At 45.8% G+C, this 17,304-nt stretch carries 17 protein-coding genes and 1 tRNA gene; 11 read left to right on the top strand and 7 right to left on the bottom strand.

The genetic code is table 11. The features are described from left to right. The first annotated feature begins 70 nt into the window (after nt 1–70). Nucleotides 71–1,060, top strand: coding sequence for a FimB/Mfa2 family fimbrial subunit (locus CS948_RS12970; protein ID WP_099292145.1), 990 nt, complete (start codon nt 71–73; stop codon nt 1,058–1,060). A gap of 34 nt (nt 1,061–1,094) precedes the next feature. Then, entirely contained in the window at nt 1,095–1,994 is a 900-nt protein-coding gene (locus tag CS948_RS12975) for a FimB/Mfa2 family fimbrial subunit (protein WP_099292146.1), read from the top strand. Here CS948_RS12975 and CS948_RS12980 read toward each other — a convergent pair. Continuing rightward, nucleotides 1,933–2,448, bottom strand: coding sequence for a C40 family peptidase (locus CS948_RS12980; RefSeq protein ID WP_255302009.1), 516 nt, complete (start codon nt 2,446–2,448; stop codon nt 1,933–1,935). The genes CS948_RS12975 and CS948_RS12980 overlap by 62 nt on opposite strands. A gap of 160 nt (nt 2,449–2,608) precedes the next feature. On the opposite strand from CS948_RS12980, the gene CS948_RS12985 reads away from it, so the two are divergent. From CS948_RS12985 to CS948_RS12995, 3 genes are all read left to right on the top strand, one after another. Then, nucleotides 2,609–3,205 carry an ACP phosphodiesterase gene (locus CS948_RS12985; RefSeq protein ID WP_099292147.1) on the top strand — a complete coding sequence of 199 codons (597 nt, stop codon included), beginning with the start codon at nt 2,609–2,611 and terminating at the stop codon, nt 3,203–3,205. A gap of 17 nt (nt 3,206–3,222) precedes the next feature. Further along, nucleotides 3,223–4,062, top strand: a complete 840-nt coding sequence (locus CS948_RS12990) for a mechanosensitive ion channel family protein (RefSeq protein ID WP_099292148.1) — start codon at nt 3,223–3,225, stop codon at nt 4,060–4,062. 136 nt (nt 4,063–4,198) lie between these two features. Beyond that, nucleotides 4,199–5,842, top strand: a complete 1,644-nt coding sequence (locus tag CS948_RS12995; protein WP_099292149.1) for a B12-binding domain-containing radical SAM protein — start codon at nt 4,199–4,201, stop codon at nt 5,840–5,842. 1 nt (nt 5,843) lies between these two features. Here the strand turns inward: CS948_RS12995 and CS948_RS13000 are convergent, their stop codons facing one another. After that, nucleotides 5,844–6,416: an aminodeoxychorismate/anthranilate synthase component II gene (locus tag CS948_RS13000; RefSeq protein WP_099292150.1), complete on the bottom strand. Its 573-nt coding sequence runs from the start codon at nt 6,414–6,416 to the stop codon at nt 5,844–5,846. A 173-nt stretch (nt 6,417–6,589) separates the two neighbouring features. Between CS948_RS13000 and CS948_RS13005 the strand changes: the two genes are divergently transcribed. The 4 genes from CS948_RS13005 (at nt 6,590) to CS948_RS13020 (ending at nt 10,240) form a co-directional block, all read left to right on the top strand. Then, nucleotides 6,590–7,837 (top strand): MFS transporter, encoded by a 1,248-nt coding sequence (locus CS948_RS13005; RefSeq protein WP_099292151.1) that lies wholly within the window; start codon nt 6,590–6,592, stop codon nt 7,835–7,837. Continuing rightward, on the top strand, nt 7,821–8,567 hold the full coding sequence (locus CS948_RS13010; protein ID WP_099292152.1) for a lysophospholipid acyltransferase family protein: 747 nt from the start codon (nt 7,821–7,823) through the stop codon (nt 8,565–8,567). Before CS948_RS13005 ends, CS948_RS13010 begins: the two co-directional genes overlap by 17 nt. Before the next feature lie 87 nt (nt 8,568–8,654). Further along, nucleotides 8,655–9,629, top strand: a complete 975-nt coding sequence (locus CS948_RS13015; RefSeq protein WP_099292153.1) for an aminodeoxychorismate synthase component I — start codon at nt 8,655–8,657, stop codon at nt 9,627–9,629. Between the two features lie 11 nt (nt 9,630–9,640). After that, nucleotides 9,641–10,240, top strand: a complete 600-nt coding sequence (locus tag CS948_RS13020; protein WP_099292154.1) for an aminotransferase class IV — start codon at nt 9,641–9,643, stop codon at nt 10,238–10,240. A gap of 2 nt (nt 10,241–10,242) precedes the next feature. On the opposite strand, the gene CS948_RS13025 is transcribed toward CS948_RS13020, so the two are convergent. From CS948_RS13025 to truA, 5 genes are all read right to left on the bottom strand, one after another. Further along, complete coding sequence (locus CS948_RS13025) at nt 10,243–10,944, bottom strand: hypothetical protein (RefSeq protein WP_099292155.1); 702 nt, start codon at nt 10,942–10,944, stop codon at nt 10,243–10,245. A gap of 73 nt (nt 10,945–11,017) precedes the next feature. Next, nucleotides 11,018–12,841 (bottom strand): DNA mismatch repair protein MutS, encoded by a 1,824-nt coding sequence (locus CS948_RS13030; RefSeq protein WP_099292156.1) that lies wholly within the window; start codon nt 12,839–12,841, stop codon nt 11,018–11,020. A 428-nt stretch (nt 12,842–13,269) separates the two neighbouring features. Next, nucleotides 13,270–13,342: transfer RNA gene (locus CS948_RS13035), tRNA-Phe, on the bottom strand. A 76-nt stretch (nt 13,343–13,418) separates the two neighbouring features. Then, nucleotides 13,419–14,573, bottom strand: a complete 1,155-nt coding sequence (locus tag CS948_RS13040) for a DUF4105 domain-containing protein (protein WP_099292157.1) — start codon at nt 14,571–14,573, stop codon at nt 13,419–13,421. Continuing rightward, complete coding sequence (gene truA / locus CS948_RS13045; protein ID WP_099292158.1) at nt 14,570–15,334, bottom strand: tRNA pseudouridine(38-40) synthase TruA; 765 nt, start codon at nt 15,332–15,334, stop codon at nt 14,570–14,572. The genes CS948_RS13040 and truA overlap by 4 nt, the downstream gene beginning before the upstream one ends. A gap of 159 nt (nt 15,335–15,493) precedes the next feature. On the opposite strand from truA, the gene CS948_RS13050 reads away from it, so the two are divergent. Next, nucleotides 15,494–16,180, top strand: a complete 687-nt coding sequence (locus tag CS948_RS13050) for a YggS family pyridoxal phosphate-dependent enzyme (protein WP_099292159.1) — start codon at nt 15,494–15,496, stop codon at nt 16,178–16,180. Nucleotides 16,181–16,305: 125 nt separating this feature from the next. Next, complete coding sequence (locus tag CS948_RS13055; RefSeq protein WP_099292160.1) at nt 16,306–17,301, top strand: dihydroorotate dehydrogenase-like protein; 996 nt, start codon at nt 16,306–16,308, stop codon at nt 17,299–17,301. Nucleotides 17,302–17,304: the final 3 nt, after the last annotated feature.

The raw sequence follows: 17,304 nt of genomic DNA on the forward strand, positions 1-17,304 counted from the left end.
TCTCCGGGATATTGAAACAATTGAATGTCTTCATTCGCTATAAAAGGAAACTAAACTAACGAATGAAGGCATGAAGCAATTTGCATTATTAATTTTGGCGGTCATCATGGGTATGGCAATTAGTTGCTGTAGTGATGACGATGACAAGGAAACGGTTATTCCGGCAGGGAATAAAAGTATTGATTTAACCGTTACGAGTAGAGTCGGGACGGTCATCAACGATGATCTTACCAATTACGTGGAATCGTTGAATTTGTTGACTTTTCGGAAAAATCGTCAGGGTACATACGTGTTATACCAGAGTTCCGTATTGACGAAGGCAGAATTGAAAGCGCTTGAAGCTGGCGACGGAGCTGTCGCACCCGGATTCACGGCGAAGAAGAATGTGACGATAGGTAAGTTGCCCGTGGGGACTTATCAAGTGGTGGGATTGGCGAATGTTTTGAGTGAAACCGGGGAAGCGTTGCCGAACGCCTCGTTGAGCGGTGTGACGATAGGTAATACGATGGAGGAAGTGATTGCCTCCGTGTCAGACGGAACCGAGGCTCCCCGTTTTTTCTGGGGAATAACAGATCCCGTAACTTTGGGAGAGCAGATGACGGCAACGCCGACATTGACGTTGAATAGAAAAGTATCCATGTTTGTACTTACCTTGAAAGATGTACCCGAAGTCGTGTCGAAAATAACTTTGGAAACACAGAATACTTACGGGGCTTTTGATATGAGCGGACAATTTCAAGCGACTCCCGTGATCGATGTGAGCGAGAGTTCTTCTTATAATTTCTCGAGTGTTCAAGATAGCGTGATCGTGGCTTCTATCTCTCTTCCCACGGCATCTTCGGTTACCCGTTCCACGTTTTCGGTGACGTTCACTTTGGATAACGGGCAAGAGATAACGTCGACTCTCCCGCAATATACATTGCAAGAAAATACAATTCTTCGGTTGACGGCAACGGTGAACACGGAGAAACCGGGTGAGCAATGGAAGATTGATCTGACTTTTGATTTGATGGTAAACGTGGAATGGAACGTGGATCAGGAACCGTCGATTGTGATTTAGTTCATAACGTTAAAAAGAAATCGTCGGGTGACGAATGGCAATGAAAAGAATAGGGATATACGGGATTGTTATAATATTCGGGTTATTAGGTTGCGAGAAGGAATCGGATTGGGAAGGAGGAACCAGTAACACGGAAGGATTGAAGAGAGTGAGTATACAGATGGCGATAGAGGAGGGAGCGTCTTTTGAAAAGTATATTCATTCTCTTGCCGTATTCGCTTTTCAAGAGACGGACGATTCTTTTGTTTATTATAAAAAGGTGGCGGATTTGACGGCGGGGGATATCCATAACTTGGAATCGGGTATGGCATCGGTTGCAAATTCCAAAATGTTGAAAATGACTCTGCCGGCAGGACTGTATCGATTTTATTATCTGGCTAATGACCTGTCGAACGAGTATGTGGAACCACCCTGGGGAGGAAGCGTGGAGCAGGGGTATTTGCCATTTCCCCCGGTAGGGGTGGAACAGGCTTATTTCATGGGAGAAGTGGAGATGAAACCGGGTGCTGACGAGAGTACACCTCTTTTTGTCGTGTTAAGTCGGGTGGTAAGCCGTTTGACCGTGGTGATAACGGGTATTCCCGACCAAGTCGATTCGGTACGCTATCGGGTGGAGGGAATAAGTTCCCGCGTGTTGTTGACAGAAGCAACAGCCGGCGATACGACTTCCTACACGGGGATATATTCGAGAGATATTCCCGCGTCTGCCGATACGGTGATTTCTCGTTTACTGTTATTTCCCGGCTCCGGTGCAAAGATCGGGTTTCAGTTTTTTGCCGGAACCGGGGTGGTTAAAGAAAAAACAATACCCGTTTCCGGTCTTGTTCCGAATAATGATGTTTTTATTTCCGGTCGCTGGGAGGAAACGGGAACTACCAGACTTTTCCGGATTTTCTCCACCCCTTTTTATAATAGTTTTCACTCAGGTGACTAACGATGACTCCTTTCGAGGTGCTGGCATGGACAAAATAGCCGTTCTTGAGGAATATACCGACGTGTGTTAATCCTCGCCTTTTCTTTTTGGAGAAGTTGAAGAACACGAGGTCACCGGATTTTACCCTTCGTTTCCCGATGCGTTGACAATCTTTGCTATACATGTTTGCGACCGTACGTTGCAATGATTTATGATAGACATTCTTGTACACCGCTCCCACGAAGCCCGAACAATCAGCTCCCGTGCGAGTGGTTCCCCCGTAACGGTAGGGGGCGCCCAGCCAAAGACTTACTTCTTCAAACAGGGGCAGGTTGTCCCGTTTGCTCACGGTGAAGCCCAATTTACGTGATAATTGCTCTGTTTTACTTTTTTGGACGGCGAGTTGCCGCGATGAACTACAAGAGGATAGTGCCAATGCCAAAAAAAGGATGCTCCAATATAGAATCTTTTTCATTTGATTTACAACGTTTATATGCTTATTTGCCCTGCTTATTTGACAAAGATAATTAAATAGTCCGAGGTTTTTGTTATTTTCGCGTGGGTAGAGTTGTTAAAAATAGTCCTATTCATTTGAAACTTGTTATAGGCAATTAACGTTGAATCCGAGTAGTAAGATGAATTATTTGGCACATATATTTCTTTCAGGAGATAACCGGAAGATACAAATTGGAAATTTTGTCGGGGATGCGGTGAAAGGGCATGCCTATAAAAAGTTTTCCCCCGATTTCCGGAAAGGAATATTGCTGCACAGGGCGATAGATGATTACACGGATCACCACCCGTTAGTGCATGAAGCTATCGAACTGTCAAGAGGAGAATTTGGCAGATACGCCGGGGTGATGACGGATATTTTTTTTGATTATTTCCTTGCAACGGGTTTCAGACACTACACGGGAAAATCTTTGCGACGGTTTGCTTTCGGGTTTTACGCTTCGTTGATTGTGAATTACCGTTATTTACCGGAGCGTTTCAAAGGATTCCTGTGGCATTTTATTCTCACCAACCGTTTGGTGAAGTATGCTTCATTAGCGGGAATCCGGCGTTCTTTGGAGATTATGGTCGAGTATAAAAATCTGGGAGTAGACCCGGATAAAGCCATTGGATTTCTCGCGGCGAACCGGGTACAGTTGCAGGGTATATTCGAACGATTTTTTCCCGATTTACAGGAAATGAGTCGAGAGAAGTTGAATGAAAATTTAATTATTAACTAGATAAATAAAAAAAGAGTATGGAAGAATTATTTACAAATCCGTCTAATGTTTCTATGGATGCGTTTTTGAGCAGGATGGTAGATTTGGGGATTACCGTTGGCTCTAAAATTTTATTTGCTGTTATTGTTCTGATCGTGGGGCGTTGGATCGTGCGGCGATTGAACAAGTTGGTGAACAAGATTCTGACCAAACGGGAAGTGGATGCTTCATTGACTACCTTTGTAAGGAGTTTGGTGAGTATCACGTTGAATTTGTTATTGGTTATCGTGATTATTGGAATACTTGGAATTGAAACCAGTTCGTTTATCGCCCTCTTCGCTTCTGCCGGTGTTGCTGTCGGTATGGCGTTGAGCGGTACACTTCAGAACTTTGCCGGGGGAGTGATGATTTTGTTGTTTAAACCTTTCAAGGTGGGCGATTTTATTGAAACACAAGGACAAAGCGGTACGGTGAGAGAGATACAGATCTTTAATACGATACTTACCACGGCTGATAATAAGGTGATCATTATCCCGAATGGCGGTTTGTCAACCGGCTTGATGAAGAATTATTCCAAGGAACCGACTCGTCGGGTGGATTGGGAGTTCGGTATCGCTTACGGGGATGATTACACGAAAGCGAGAGAGGTATTAGCTCGTTTATTAGATGCTGATTCCCGTGTGTTGAAAGAGCCGCCTTATTTTATAGCCTTGACTTCATTAGGTGCGAGTTCCGTGAATATCGTGGTTCGTGCTTGGGTAAATTCCGCCGACTACTGGGGTGTTTATTTCGATATGAACGAAAAAGTGTACAAGACTTTCGCGCAGGAGAATCTGAATATTCCTTTCCCGCAAATGGATATACATTTGCATCAATAGGTTTAATAAGGTTGGTAAAGTTCATAAGGTAAGATTCTGTTTGAAGGATTACCTTATGAACTTTTTTATTATCTTTCGCCCTCGAAATCTTGGAAGTCTTCCGGAACTTTATAAACCTTATAACATTATACACTTTATGAACTCATTAGTTTGGTTGGATTTGAATTCGTCATACGCTCATTCTTCTTTGGCTCTTCCGGCGATTCACGCGCAAGTGAAAGGAGATGAAGGGGATGTCACGTGGAGTAAGGTTTCGGCGACGATTAATTCAAACGTGGGGAGTGTGGTCGCGGAGATCGTGGAGAAGAAACCGGATATATTGGCTGCCACGGCATGGTTGTTTACTCATGAGGTGTTATTGAAGATAACTTCGCGGGTGAAAGCTCTGCTGCCGGAATGTACGATTATATTCGGCGGGCCGGAGATGTTGGGTGATAACGGGGAGTATTTACGAAGATACCGTTTCGTGAGTTGCGTGTTCCGCGGGGAAGGGGAGATCGGTTTTCACGAGTGGTTGAGGGTATATGATCGTTCGGAGGATTGGTATTCGGTGACGGGACTTTGCTGGTTGGATGCCGAAGGAGTGTATCATGACGGCGGATTAGCGAGGGTGATGGAGTTTGAGCAGTTACAAGTACCGGAAACCAGTCGGTTCTTTGATTGGTCAAAGCCTTTCGTGCAGTTGGAAACGACACGGGGGTGCTTTAATACTTGCGCGTTTTGCGTGAGTGGTGCGGAGAAACCTGTGCGGGTGCTTTCCGTGGAGCGAATACGGGAGAGATTAACTGTTATCCGGGAGCATGGCATCCGGGATATACGTTTGCTCGACCGCACGTTTAACGGGAGCTCGGAACGGGCTATTCGTTTATTGCAACTGTTCCGGGAGTTTGCCCCCGCGATGCATTTTCATCTGGAGATACACCCCGCTTTGCTTTCCGATGAGGTGAAGGTGTTGTTGCGGGAGTTACCGACGGGTTTATTGCATTTGGAAGCGGGGATACAAAGTCTGCGGGAAGAAGTACTGCAAGCCTGTCGTCGAATCGGTAATTTACAGGCGGCTTTGGATGGTTTGCGTTATTTGGCGGGGTTGCCTAATCTTGTCGTGCATGCCGACTTGATAGCGGGATTGCCTTTATATACCTTGGAACAGATGGTTGCTGACGTTCGGGGGCTGGCTTCATTCGGCACGGGTGAAATTCAATTGGAGTTGTTGAAATTGTTACCCGGCACGGTGATGCGGGAGGAGGCAGAGAGCTTGGGAATAATATATTCTCCGGATGTACCTTACGAGGTGTTGTGTACCCGGGAGATGAGCGTGGAGGATTTACGGCAAGCCCGGTTATTGTCCCGCTTGATAGACGGATTTTATAACGCCGCGGCATGGCAGGAAGTGGTGCGCCGCTTGATAGTTCATGATGAACATTTCTTGCCGGATTTCTTGTCGTGGTTGGAGAGGTTGGAACTACTGGAACAACCGTTGAGTCTGGAAAAACGGGGAGTCCTGTTATATGAATTTTGTGAAGATCGTTATCCGGCATTTTTAACGGATATTTCCGTGGCGTGGATCGTGGCGGGTATTCCTTTTGCCAAAGAACCGGGCAAACGGTTGAAACCTTGGAATAGTGAAATTCCGGGAGGCATCACGGTTGTAACGGGTGAATACACGGAAGTGATGAGGGTATATTATTTCATGGATGGGGTAAAGGAGTACTGGTTCGGTTTTGACCGGGGAAAGTCAGCATCGAAGCCTCTCTTTGTCGCTTGTCGGGGAATAGGTTGAATTACAAGGTGATCCAGTTGCTTATGATTTCCTTTCCATGAGAAGTGATGATGGATTCCGGGTGATATTGGACTCCGTGGAGCGGGAGGCTTTCGTGATAAAAAGACATGATATTGCCCTCTTCGTCAACGGCGCTTATTTTCAAGCATGGAGGAAGCGTTCGCGGGTCAACAATCCAAGAGTGGTAACGTCCTACCTGCACGGGGGTGGTGATTTCATGATAAAGCGTGTCCGCGGAGTCGGTAATAAAAAGAGGACTCGCGTGCCCGTGTTTGGGATGATCCAATTGTTGTAAGCGAGCCCCGAAACGTTCGGCTATTGCCTGATGTCCAAGACATACGCCAAGTATGGAGTGTGTATGTTTGCACCGGTCTATGAGAGGGAGCAGGTTGCCTGCTTCTGTCGGGATGCCGGGACCGGGCGAGAGCAGAAGTTTGTCGTAGCGGTCAAGAGCGGAAAAGTCTATGTTATCATTGTAGACAATATCGAATTGGCAATTTTCACATTCCCGTAAAATCTGAACGAGATTGTAGACAAAAGAATCGTGATTGTCAATGACTAGAATGCGTTTCATGAAGGCAATTTGTTTTTTTACTTTGCAAACTTTATAAACTCTTTCGGTTGCAAAAGTAGGAATTCGGAGCTAAATAAACTACCTTTGACCTGACAGTTTTTCGGGAGAAGCGCGTGATTCCCGGGGTTGCAATGAATTTGCAACTTGTAGTCTGTTGGTTATAAGTGTATGTTATGGCAAAAAGAAAAAATTGGTTCTCCCTGTTCTTCACGAATTATTTAGGAGTATTGAATGATAATTTCCTGAAGACATTAGCGTGCTTTATTTGTATCGCTTGGGTGGGTAAAGAGAACGAGTCAATGGTCGTCACGTTGGCATCGGCTGCATTGGTAATTCCCTATTTATTGTTTTCCCCGTTGGCGGGACGTTTGGCGAAGATATACAAGAAACGGAAAATCGTGGTATGGGCAAAGTTCGCGGAGATGTTGATCATGCTCGTGGCCGCGGCAGGGTTTCTGGCGCACTCGACATCGCTCGTGTTGGGTTCTATCCTTCTCATGGGATTGCAAAGTGCTTTATTTTCGCCCTCTAAATACGGATTGATACGAGATATCGGGGGTGAAGAGGGTATTTCTTTCGGTTCGGGTGCAATGGAAATGTTTGCTTTCGTGGGGATTCTGACCGGAACGCTGATGGCTGCTTTCCTATCGGAAAGCGCGGGTATTCCGGTGTTGTGTGCGATCCTTTTCGGGATGGCGTTATTCGGTTGGTTGTCGAGTCTGACGATTCGTGCGAACGAGAGCGAACCGTTGAAAGAGAGTCACGAGACGTTGAATCCCTTGAAGTTCGTGAAAGATATGTTCTTGCGTGCGAAAGCTTTTAAAGGATTGAACCTTATCGTGGTAGGACTTGCCACATTTTGGTTTATCGGTTCCATGATACAGATGGTGCTTATCGTGTATTGCCGTTCCGATTTAGGGATGAGTGATTCGGAAACGGGTATCGTGATGTCGTTGGCGGCTATCGGTATCGGGGCGGGATGTTATCTGGCGGGAGTGTTATCCCGTCATGATGTCGAATTAGGGTTGGTGCCGTGCGGGGGGATTACCACGGGACTGATGTTGTTGGCAATTTTTATTTTTGACGCGGGGGGGGTGTTCTTTGCCGTACTGGTATTCTTCGCGGCGTTTTTCAGCGGGATGTTCAAGGTTCCGTTGGATGCTTGGATTCAGGCAAACGTGAAAGGACGGGAGTTGGGGGATATGTTGGCTTATTCTAACTTGATCACATTCTTGTTTATGCTTTTTGCTTCGGGATGTTTCGGGGCGATAAATATGTTTTTTGATTCCAGAATTGTGTTTATTTTTCTTGCGGTACTGACATTCGCGATAACTTTCATCCTGTTTGTCAGGGTGGTTGAAGTCCGGGAACGGTTCCGTAAGTTGAGGATAGTAAAGTTTTTTTATGGTAGCAAGGTATAAAAGAGTATTGGCAGCTTTTTACCGGGGCGTGTTGAGTTCCCGTTACCGGGTACATTTGAAAGGAGCGAAATTGTTGACGGAGTCGAAGACAACATTGTTTCTGCCGAATCATCAGGCTTCGGTCGATCCGCAGATCGTGTGTTCTCAATTATTGCGTTACACGGATGTATCCCCGTTAGTGACAGAAGGGTATTTTAAGATTCCCGTTGTGGCACAGATACTTCATTTGATGGGAGCCGTGCGGGTTCCCGATCTTGAAAAAAGCCGTCGGGGCGTGGAAGTCGTGGCAGGATTGAACAAGGTCGTGGTGGACGCTTTGGCAGCAGGCAGAAACGTGTTGATTTATCCGGCAGGACAGTTGACCAACGGCGGGCTGGAGCATGTCGGCAACAAACAGGGTGCGTGGCAAGTGTGCCGCCAGTTGCCGAACGGAACGCGAGTGGTCGGTATGCGGATTCAAGGATTGTGGGGGAGTATGTGGTCTAGGGCCAAGACGGGGAAATCTCCTAATTTCTTGTGGACTTATATGAAAGCTATCTTTTACGTATTGGCGAATTTCATTTTTTTCGTACCTCGTCGGGATGTGACAATTACCTTTGAAGATATCACGGGGGACGCCGTACGTTATGCGGAAGAAGGAAGACTGCCTTTTAACCGCTATCTAGAGAGTTTTTATAACGCGGAAGGAGAGGAGAAGCCGCTTTATTTGAAGCACCTCTTTTATAATTGAAAATGGAGAATTGAAAATTGAAAATGAACTCTTTCGTCGGTAAGCGGGGCGGAAATCATAAATCTAAAATCATAAATCTAAAATAGGATGACCGCGAATGAAATAAGAGAGCGAATGAATCTGTCGGGAGGTCGGCGGGAACCATTCTTGTTCGGGGTGGATTTCGAGTTGACAAAAGGCTTTTTTATACCTTCTCCTTTGCAACAGCAGGACATTCTTTTTGAAGTAGGAGGTGTGACCAATGTACCGGAAAGCAAAAATGTTCCGACAGGAGGATTATTCGAGCGACATCCGGTTTCCCGTGAGGAATACGAGAGGAAGTTTAATGTCGTGAGGCAAGGATTGATGAGAGGGGATTCGTTTTTACTAAATTTGACTGTCGCGACCGCTCTTGAAACGGATTGGACTTTGGAGGGGATATTTTATCGGGCACGTTCCCCGTATCGTTTGTTGGTGCCGGGTGAATTTGTCTGCTTCTCTCCCGAGATTTTCGTGCGAATCAAGGACGGGGTGATTTCATCTTTTCCGATGAAAGGAACCATTGATGCCCGTGTGCCGGATGCCGAGCGGGTGATTCTTGAAGATTACAAGGAGCGTGCCGAGCATTATACCATCGTGGATTTAATCCGTAATGATTTGAATCGGGTTGCCGAGCGGGTGCGGGTTCCTCGTTTCCGTTATATCGATCGTTTGGGTACAAGTAACGGGGAAATACTTCAAGTGAGTTCCGAAGTGGCGGGAGATCTGACTGGAGATTGTTTCTCCCGTTTAGGAGATATCGTGTTCGGGCTATTGCCTGCCGGTTCCATTTCCGGGGCGCCGAAACCCTCGACTCTGAATATTATCGCCCGTGCGGAAAAGGAACCCAGAGGTTATTACACGGGTGTATTCGGTTATTTTGACGGCGAAGGATTCGATTCGGCGGTAATGATCCGGTTTATCGAGCAACGGGACGGAAAGTTCTATTTCCGTAGTGGCGGGGGAATCACGATCAATAGTGACCGGGAAGCGGAATATAAAGAAGTGTTGGAAAAGGTGTATCTGCCGTTTTGTGATAATTAAATATATACGGTATGGAAAGTAGTTTCGTGGAAACAATCAGAGTGAATAACGGGCAATTTTGCCATTTGGCTTATCACGAATACAGGGCTAGGGCTACTTCCCTTGCTGTGTTCGGTTGTCCCTTGGAATGGGATGTTGCCGGAATGGTTGTACCTGATGAGGCACGCCAAGGGGTGGTGAAGTGTCGTGTCGTGTACGATACGGTAATAAGGGACGTGACTTTCTCTCCCTATACTTTTCGGCGTATCGGTTCTTTACGGTTGATTGAAGATAACGCGATAGACTACCGTTTCAAATCAACCGATCGTGTCGCGCTTGAACATGTATTTGCGCGACGGGACGGGTGTGACGATGTACTTGTCGTGCGGCAAGGGATGATTACCGACACTTCTTTCTCTAATATCGTGCTGGAAGATGCCACGGGGTTGTACACGCCCGATACGTTTTTACTCAACGGTACCCGGCGTCAGCGATTACTTGACGAGGGTGTCGTGCGGGAGCGTGCTGTTCCGTTGAGTGAACTTTGTCGTTATGACCGATTATACTTGATTAATGCCATGATCGGACTTGAAGACAACATATCACTTCCGTTGAGTGCGGTGAGATTCTGATATTATTCTGCCGTTGTCCGGTAATACACCCGTTTGCTGGTTTTGAATATCAATTCCATTTTATCGTAATTGACGAAGGCCTCGCTACGGAAATTCGTGAGCGGGTTGCTGGCAAACTGGATGTAATCTTCTTTTAACAAATACCATGTCCCGTTGGCTTCTCTTGTGGTATTGGCTGCGATATCGAGAATGCTGAATCTATAAGTATAGTCGGGATAAAGCGTGAACGTGAATCTCTCGGACGGTTTGATATTATTGGGAATATAGGTGATATAACTTCCGGTTAAAAGACGTGATGCCTGACATTTTGTTTCCGGGTTAAGACTGATGGCACGCGTGATAACGAGCTGCTGTCCGGGAATTTGTTCAACCTCATCGTTGGGGGTAATATAACCATAAAATTGAGCGTATACCGGAGTCCCCTCGGGTAGATGTAATGCCTTGTATTCTTTCTCAACCTTGTAGGCCACCTCACCGAAGGTAATCGAAAGCGATTTCCCCGTGGCACAATCTTTTAGTGTTGCTTCTTTGCCTGTAAGCACGTATTCTCCGGCAAAATAGTAATCGGCCGCGGAGGTCGGCATGGCACTTAACACGGTATCCACGGATGTTGCAGGTTGCCGTGCTTCTTTTGTTTTTGTTTTATTTTTGCATCCGCAAAGGACGATGATGATAGATACGAATAATAATGCGTGTGTTTTCATTGCTTTTTTGTTTTAGAAGTAAAACGGGGAAAAAGCTTGAAAGGTTCACGTATTTAGAATTTAGATAGGGTATTTAGACCAATTTCATTTTTTCCAATAATATTGAAGCATTCATATTTTGACTGATACCGGGTTTCAACTTGTAGTCGTACACGATGTCATCATCGGTATGAGTGATCTCGAAACAACGATTGAAATAGTGCTCCGGTTGAGTATCCGCAAGCGCACCGAGTTCCAGATCATGCGTGGCAACGAGTCCGGCAATGGGAAGTGTCAGTAGTTTTTGCAGGAAACGACGGGAACCGTTGAGTTTGTCGCGGGAGTTCGTTCCTTTCAGTATCTCGTCGAGAATGATAAATGTTTTTTCTTCCCGCTCTGCCATGGTAACCAGCTTTTGCAGGCGAAGCAGTTCGGCATGAAAATAAGAGGTGCCCTTGGCAAGATCATCAACCGTGCGCATGCTGGTAAATATCGCCATCGGTTGAAACTCGAACGAGGAGGCACGTACCACCGCACCACAGCAAGCCAGCACTAGATTAACCCCGACTGCACGCAGGAATGTACTTTTACCTGCCATATTAGCCCCCGTGATGATATAGAACTCGTGAAGACGGTCAATCCCGAAATCATTTGTCACGCAACCTTCGGCGGATAGCAGGGGATGCCCGATAGCCGCACCTCGCAGGATCACGTCCGTGTTCAGCGCGGGAGTGACAAAATCCGGGTGGTTGTACTTGTAATTGGCGAGGCTGACAAGAGCGTCAAGTTCTCCCGTGGCGTTTACCCATGCCGGGATGGCTTCGGCGTATTCCCGTTTCCATGCCACGAGTCGTTTGAGTAAATGCAATTCCCGTAATAGTAGCCCGTTCAGTAATATGGCGACCAATACGTTAGTACGCTGGTCAAAACCTTCTTGAATCTTGCGCAGGGAACGGAGTGCCGTGTCCGCGTTCGAGGAGATGGAGAACAATTGCTCTCGAACGGATAGCAGTTGGCTGCTATGGCACGGGAAGTCGGCAAAATGATGAATTAATTCGTGCAAGTTGCTGAACGAACGTGTAAATTCATCTAACCGCAGGTGCGCCCGAAGCGTGCGGCTCGCCGGGACATAGCAAAGAATGAGCGAGAAGCAGGAAAGCGTGAACGGGAGATTCCAAGCTATCACGGAAAAGATATTCAATATCCATGCGGAAATGGTGATTACCGGGAGAATATACAGAAACGGTGTGATCCAACGGGGCAATGATTCCCGCTCTTGTTGCCATTTTTCGATTTGTTGTATGGCGAGAGGGGATACCCGTTGACTGTTTCCCGTGGCACGGAATGCGTGACACCAGTCCGGGTTGCCGCTTAACTCGCTTGCCGCTTGTTGCCGTGCGGTGATTTCTTTTGCTGACTTCAAGGGATTGAGCAACCATTGGCGCATCTTTTCCCTCCCGTGAGGAGTCACCGTCCGATTGACCGCTTGAAAAAGCGAGCTGTCACCGAAAAGATCGAGATCATGCGCGTAAGGATGCGTCTGATCTTTATATTCGTTTCCCGCGGGGAGGTGTTGCAGATTTCCCGCCAGATATTCCAACTCCACTTCCGAACATTTTTTCAATTCACTCAGGAATGCGATCTTCTTCAATAATTTGGTTTCAAAAATGTTTATAACTATAAACAAGGCAATCGCTACAAAGAAAGCGCAAAGGTAAACGACAGCACTCGTGTTCGCAAACGTGTATATAAAAAAGACGGCCGAGAGGAATAGGATGATTTTTACTAGCGTGATCCCGTTCCGTTTCTGTTTGTGATTCTTCAACAGTGCGGTTACTTCTTCTAATTTGCCGTGATAGTATTGTTCAGGTTGTTGCATGACTCGTGTGCTGTTTTTCGCGAATATACGGCTAAACATGGAATTTTCATTGTTTTTTATGGTGAATCTATAGAGAACCCACTGTAAACCTACCCAAGTAATACCGTAATCCTACCTCATCTTCAGTTATGCTCCGTTTATCCTCTGAACTTCCTGTTATCTCCAATATAGAAATGCTGGAGTTAAAGCAGAGTAGCATCGGCACTATGTACTTATTACCCTAGGTCTTGGGTAGGTTTACAGTGGGTTCTCTATAGGAGTTTGTAGAGTAAAGAAGTGTATTTGGAGTATGTTAAATTTCAATTTTTCACAAGAATAGTGGTTAAGTATCTTTTGTATTTGATTACTCCATGTTTATGTCTGAATTCTAGTTTCTGGTTGACAAATTGGTTGACAAAACGGTCAAAAACACCTAAAAATAACCAAAAAGAAAAAGAGAGTCACTTTTGTAACTCTCTCTGATTCAGTGGTGCCACCAGGAATCGAACCGGGGACACAAGGATTTTCAGTCCTTTGCTCTACCAACTGAGCTATGGCACCATTTTGGAATTGCGAGTGCAAATATAGAGGTTTTATTTGAACTTGCAAGGCGTGGGATGCAAAAAGTGGAAAAATATTATTTCTGTACTTGTCGCAAACGGATGCAGAGGTATATCATCCACACGAAAATGACCATGGAGGCGTAAGGTACTGCCGGAATGAAAAGGAACCAGAGCAGGAAGCCGATGATTAGGACGTAGAGATATACGAAGATGTATTTGTTGATAATCCACGGTAATTTCTCTTTGCCGATAAAAAAGGCGGCGATGAGGTTGAGTGGATTAGCCCAAAGAGCGTTGAAGTTGGGGTACATCGTGGGATGTTTGGTGAAAAAGCAAAGGAAGACGATAAGGCAACCGATGATACCCGTGATGATAAAAAACGGGATGGCAATGGCTTTCAACAAGCGTCTGCTTCTGTATTTTTGCAGGAGCAGGATAAGTGCTAACGTGCAAACGGCAAAGACAAAAAACGGGGAAATGTACCACGGGTTATTGGGAGTCTGGTCTGGGGCTTGGTAAATCACTTTAATCGGTTCAACCAGAGGCTTGCCGTTGAAATAGGCAGAGTCCAGTCGATACATGAGGTAATCGGGCAGGAACATCTGTTCCCGGGTGGTCACGATAGAGGTTGCAGGGGAACCTAGAATGGTATGGATACCCCATTGCGTCCACTGGGAGCGGCAGAGATATTCGTCCAACATGTTCCAGAAACTCTTGGTGGAAGGTTCTGCTATCCACGTGATACTGTTGTCGGTGCTTTTCTCGACAATATCCCTCGCTCTGGTTGTACAGTTGTCGTAAAGGAAGTTATAGAGATAAGTCCGGTTTTGTGGCTGATAATTTTCCACGAGTAGATCCATGAGTCGTTGTTTCTGAATGGAGTCCAGATTCAAGATTTGCGAGTACACGCTACGTTCCTCGTAAACATAAGAGGCCATGAAGCGGTCGAAATCCGAACAGGACAATTGATAGGGAAGTAATCCTCGGGCGAACTTGAAATAGAAACCTTGCGTGTTGAAATCAAACGTGCCATAGTTGAATACGATATCCAAATTATTTGCCTTGTCAGTGACACGGATGCCCGTGTGCCCGAAAAGAGAGTAGAGTTCATTTCCCGGTGCGCACGTGAGGATGCTGATCGTGGCATCTTTCGTTAGTTTGATTGCCGATGTGTTTCGGGCAAACATACATAGAAAAAGGATGAATAATATGAATATTTTTGTTTTCATGCTTCGGGTGTTAGTTGTGTTTTACATGGCGGATACTCGATATCGCAGAGGAACAGTGCGTTTCCGGGGACTGAAGTGCCCGCGTTGCAGCGGTTTTTGCTTTCGATGATTTGTTGGAATTGTTTCAAGTCGATCCGTTTCTGACCGATGTCTAGCAGGGTTCCCACGATAGCCCGTACCATGTTTCGCAGGAAACGGTCTGCTTTTATCGTGAAGATAAGTTGTTCGTCGGTTTCTTCCCATCCGGCTTGCATAATTCGGCAAATATTGGTTTTCACGTCCGTGTGGAGTTTCGAGAAACTGGTGAAGTCCTCGTAACGTGTAAGTAACTCGCATGCTTGATTCATTAACCGGATATCGGGTAACGGGTGAGGTGTGTAAGCAAACGGGTAGATGAACGGGTTCTTTGTTTTATTGATGTAATATTTGTATGTCCGCGAGAGCGCAGAGAACCGGGCATGAGCGTCCGAAAGAACGGGATAGATCTCTTTTATGGAGATGTGTTTCCCTAGGAAACGGTTAAGCTTATCGGTCAGGATTTTCGTGTCCGCTACGGGAGTGACGCTGTCGAAATGGGCGACAAAAAAGGATGCATGCACACCCGTGTCGGTACGTCCGGCGCCGGTTACGTTGATGTCTTGCTTTAGCAACAGGGACAAGGCTTTGTTTATCTCTTCCTGCACGGAAGGAGCGTTAGGCTGGATTTGCCAACCGTTATAACCACTTCCGTTGTAAGCTAGTTCTATAAAATACCTGTGCATATTTTTCCTTTTGAAAGTCCAAAATTAACACAATTCGGGGAGACTTGCAACCGTCGGTGTAAAGTCTTAAAATTTTAAGATGTTTATCCCGACATTATGGATTTTACGTTATATTTGTAAGTCCATAGTTTCACGGACATCGATAAACGTTGAAATGAGATGAATAGTATAGCTGAAAATTTGAAACGTATAGCCGATAGTTTGCCGGAAGGGGTAAAGCTGGTGGCTGTGTCAAAAACGAAGCCGGTAGAGGCGATAGAAGAGGCGTATAATGCCGGACAACGGGTGTTCGGGGAGAACCGGGCACAGGAGTTGGCGGAGAAGTACGAGGTGCTCCCGAAAGATATAGAATGGCATCTGATAGGACATTTACAAACCAACAAGGTGAAATACGTGGCTGGATTCGTGGCAATGATTCACGGCGTGGAAAGCTTGAAGTTGCTGGAGACGATAGACAAGGAAGCAAAAAAACACAACCGGGTGATCCCTTGTTTGTTACAATTCCATGTGGCAAAGGAGGAAACGAAGTTCGGGTTGAACATGGAAGAAGCCCGGGAGTTATTGGAAAGCGAGAGTTACGCGAACATGAAGAACGTGCGGATTGAGGGTGTGATGGGAATGGCGACTTTCACGGACGATCTGGTGCAGGTTCAGGAGGAATTTCGGCATTTAAAAAGGATATTCAATGAGTTGAAGCAACAGTATTTTGCGGATAAATCGGAATTTAAAGAGTTATCTATGGGTATGTCCGGGGATTACAAGATTGCTGTTGAAGAAGGAAGCACGATGGTGAGGGTAGGAAGTTCGATATTCGGGGCAAGGCAATACAAAGCAATTGAAAATTGAAAATGCAGAATTGAAAATGAAATGAGAGAATAACAACTTGCAACTTACCGAAGGCAAATGTAACTTGCAACTTGTAATTCGCCGAAGGCGAACAAAAATCATAAATCATAAATTTAAAATTAATTATGGCAGAATTGAAGACGAAGTACATGGGACTGGAATTACGGAGTCCGATTATCGCGGCGAGTTGCGGGTTGACTTCCGATGTTGAGAAGATGGTGGAAATGGAAGAAGCGGGCGTTGGGGCAGTCGTGTTGAAATCTATTTTCGAGGAACAGATAAACCAAGAAACGAGCGGTGTGTTTAATGCCGGATATGGGATGAGTGATGGTTACCCGGAAGCGGAGGATTACATCAAGGCTTATATCCGTTCCAACACGATACAGAAATATGTAGAATTGGTGCGCAACGCCAAAAGTCGTTTATCGATTCCCGTTATTGCCAGCGTGAATTGTTTCAGTGGTGGTGAATGGGTTAGTTTTGCCCGTCAATTGCAGGATGCCGGGGCTGATGCTTTGGAATTGAATGTTTTTATTTTGCCTGTGAACGAGTTTACAGAGAGTGCGGAGGTGGAGAATGTATATTATGAGATCATGAAATCGATTAAAGAACAGGTAAAGATACCCGTTGCCATCAAGATAAGTCATTATTTCACGAATTTATCGGCTTTCGTGGATAAGATGAAAGCTTACGGGGCGAATGCCACGACAATATTCAACCGTTTTTACGAACCGGATATTAATATTAATAGCTTGACAATAGGAGCGGCTTCCGTGTTCAGTACGGCGACGGAGTTGAGAACGACGTTGCGGTGGACGGGGATTCTGGCGGGTAAGGACAAGAATCTGGAGATTTCTGCTTCGACGGGAGTGCATAGCGGTGAGGCGGTCGTGAAACTGCTGTTGGCGGGAGCTACCACCGTGCAATTGTGCTCCGTGCTTTACGAGAAGGGGATAAGCGTGATCGGTGAGATGAATACTTTTATCAAGACGTGGATGGAGTCCAAAGCTTTCGAGAGTATTGATGACTTTCGGGGCATGCTGTCTTACTCTTCCATCGATAATCCCGATTTATACGAGCGAGCACAGTTTATGAAATACTTTAGTAATAAATCCAATTAAATT

It is taken from the genome of Butyricimonas sp. Marseille-P3923 (assembly GCF_900184685.1).
Taxonomy (GTDB): domain Bacteria; phylum Bacteroidota; class Bacteroidia; order Bacteroidales; family Marinifilaceae; genus Butyricimonas; species Butyricimonas muris.